The 3,486-nt window shown below is 53.2% G+C and carries 2 rRNA genes; both read left to right on the plus strand.

Annotated elements, in window-relative coordinates:
- Window positions 1–259 precede the first annotated feature (259 nt).
- Window positions 260–3,140 (plus strand): 23S ribosomal RNA (locus E1N52_RS43160).
- A 171-nt stretch (window positions 3,141–3,311) separates the two neighbouring features.
- Window positions 3,312–3,425, plus strand: a 5S ribosomal RNA gene (rrf, locus tag E1N52_RS43165).
- Window positions 3,426–3,486 lie beyond the last annotated feature (61 nt).

A 3,486-nucleotide genomic window follows, 5' to 3' on the forward strand; every position in this document is an offset into this window, starting at 1 on the left:
GCATTGGCGATTGAGCCAGTCAGAGCGGTATGTGAAAACGTATCGGCTGTCGTTCTTTAACAATCAGGAAGAAGTAGTAAAGAGATTCATCTGAAACACACTTAGAGATGGGTGTGGAGTAGGTGAATCAGGGTTGTGATTGTATCAATGTATTTTTAAGTGATCGAAAGATTGCCTTGAAATACGGCGCAACACGAATACTCAACCTGTAGCGAGTGAGTCCGAAGTGAGCAATCACGGCGAGACACACCCGTTATAGGGTCAAGCGAACAAGTGCATGTGGTGGATGCCTTGGCGATCACAGGCGATGAAGGACGCGGTAGCCTGCGAAAAGCGGTGGGGAGCTGGCAAACAAGCTTTGATCCACCGATATCCGAATGGGGAAACCCACTCCGAATGGAGTATCCATGACTGAATACATAGGTCATGTGAAGCGAACGCGGCGAACTGAAACATCTAAGTAGCCGCAGGAAAAGAAATCAACCGAGATTCCCAAAGTAGTGGCGAGCGAAATGGGACCAGCCTGTACTCTTTATCTGTACCGTCAGCCAAACGCTCTGGAAAGTGCGGCCATAGTGGGTGATAGCCCCGTAGGCGAAGGCGGAATGGAAGAACTAGGTGTACGACAAGTAGGGCGGGACACGTGAAATCCTGTCTGAAGATGGGGGGACCATCCTCCAAGGCTAAATACTCGTGATCGACCGATAGTGAACCAGTACCGTGAGGGAAAGGCGAAAAGAACCCCGGGAGGGGAGTGAAATAGATCCTGAAACCGCATGCATACAAACAGTCGGAGCCTCGCAAGGGGTGACGGCGTACCTTTTGTATAATGGGTCAGCGACTTACATTCAGTGGCAAGCTTAACCGAATAGGGCAGGCGTAGCGAAAGCGAGTCCGAACAGGGCGTTCAGTCGCTGGGTGTAGACCCGAAACCAGGTGATCTATCCATGGCCAGGTTGAAGGCACGGTAACACGTGCTGGAGGACCGAACCCACTAACGTTGAAAAGTTAGGGGATGAGCTGTGGATAGGGGTGAAAGGCTAAACAAACCTGGAAATAGCTGGTTCTCTCCGAAAACTATTTAGGTAGTGCCTCGTGTATCACCTTCGGGGGTAGAGCACTGTCATGGTTGATGGGTCCATTGCGGATTACGTCGCCATAGCAAACTCCGAATACCGAAGAGTGCAATCACGGGAGACAGACATCGGGTGCTAACGTCCGGTGTCAAGAGGGAAACAACCCAGACCGCCAGCTAAGGTCCCCAAATATGGCTAAGTGGGAAACGAAGTGGGAAGGCTAAAACAGTCAGGAGGTTGGCTTAGAAGCAGCCACCCTTTAAAGAAAGCGTAATAGCTCACTGATCGAGTCGTCCTGCGCGGAAGATGTAACGGGGCTAAGCCATATACCGAAGCTGCGGATGCGTGCTTTGCACGCATGGTAGGAGAGCGTTCCGTAAGCCTGCGAAGGTGCGTTGAAAAGCGTGCTGGAGGTATCGGAAGTGCGAATGCTGACATGAGTAGCGATAAAGGGGGTGAAAGGCCCCCTCGCCGTAAGCCCAAGGTTTCCTACGCAACGTTCATCGGCGTAGGGTGAGTCGGCCCCTAAGGCGAGGCAGAAATGCGTAGCTGATGGGAAGCAGGTCAATATTCCTGCACCATTGTGAAATGCGATGGGGGGACGGATCGCGGAAGGTTGTCCGGGTGTTGGAAGTCCCGGTCCTTGCATTGGAGAAGGCGCTTTGGCAAATCCGGGCGCGGGATTCAAGGGTGCGAGGCCATGCTCTTCGGAGCAGAAGCAACTGGAAGTGGTTCCAAGAAAAGCCTCTAAGCTTCAGTTTCACAGTGACCGTACCGCAAACCGACACAGGTGGGCGAGATGAGTATTCTAAGGCGCTTGAGAGAACTCGGGAGAAGGAACTCGGCAAATTGGTACCGTAACTTCGGGATAAGGTACGCCCTTGTAGCTTGACTGGCCTGCGCCAGGAGGGTGAAGGGGTTGCAATAAACTGGTGGCTGCGACTGTTTAATAAAAACACAGCACTCTGCAAACACGAAAGTGGACGTATAGGGTGTGACGCCTGCCCGGTGCCGGAAGATTAAATGATGGGGTGCAAGCTCTTGATTGAAGTCCCGGTAAACGGCGGCCGTAACTATAACGGTCCTAAGGTAGCGAAATTCCTTGTCGGGTAAGTTCCGACCTGCACGAATGGCGTAACGATGGCCACACTGTCTCCTCCCGAGACTCAGCGAAGTTGAAGTGTTTGTGATGATGCAATCTCCCCGCGGCTAGACGGAAAGACCCCATGAACCTTTACTGTAGCTTTGCATTGGACTTTGAACCGGTTTGTGTAGGATAGGTGGGAGGCTGTGAAGCGGGAACGCTAGTTTCCGTGGAGCCGTCCTTGAAATACCACCCTGATCTGTTTGAGGTTCTAACCTTGGTCCGTGATCCGGATCGGGGACAGTGCATGGTAGGCAGTTTGACTGGGGCGGTCTCCTCCCAAAGGGTAACGGAGGAGTACGAAGGTACGCTAGGTACGGTCGGAAATCGTGCTGATAGTGCAATGGCATAAGCGTGCTTGACTGTGAGACTCACAAGTCGAACAGGTGCGAAAGCAGGTCATAGTGATCCGGTGGTTCTGTATGGAAGGGCCATCGCTCAACGGATAAAAGGTACTCTGGGGATAACAGGCTGATACCGCCCAAGAGTTCATATCGACGGCGGTGTTTGGCACCTCGATGTCGGCTCATCTCATCCTGGGGCTGTAGCCGGTCCCAAGGGTATGGCTGTTCGCCATTTAAAGAGGTACGTGAGCTGGGTTTAAAACGTCGTGAGACAGTTTGGTCCCTATCTGCCGTGGGCGCTGGAAGTTTGAGGGGGCCTGCTCCTAGTACGAGAGGACCGGAGTGGACGAACCTCTGGTGTACCGGTTGTGACGCCAGTCGCATCGCCGGGTAGCTATGTTCGGAAGAGATAACCGCTGAAAGCATCTAAGCGGGAAACTCGCCTCAAGATGAGACTTCCCCGGGGACTAGATCCCCTTGAAGGGTCGTTCGAGACCAGGACGTTGATAGGTCAGGTGTGGAAGCGCAGTAATGCGTTAAGCTAACTGATACTAATTGCCCGTAAGGCTTGATCCTATAACAGGTGTGCCTCCCTCCCGCTGTGGAGTGAAGGACGCACAGGTTGAGAGATCGCGTGTTGTGCCTGAAACAACACAACCCCAATTCAGCAACACCTCTTTACGCTTCTTCCCGATTGGCTGTGGCGCCAGGTCCAAAAGACCCGATGCGACGCAGCAACCCGTCATGCCTGATGACCATAGCGAGCTGGTCCCACCCCTTCCCATCCCGAACAGGACCGTGAAACAGCTCCACGCCGATGATAGTGCGGATTGCCCGTGTGAAAGTAGGTAATCGTCAGGCTCCTTATGCAGTACGTCCAGAACCCCGGTGTCTCCGAAAGAGCACCGGGGTTCTGGCGTTT

The sequence above is a fragment of the Paraburkholderia guartelaensis genome (assembly GCF_004353905.1).
GTDB lineage: Bacteria > Pseudomonadota > Gammaproteobacteria > Burkholderiales > Burkholderiaceae > Paraburkholderia > Paraburkholderia guartelaensis.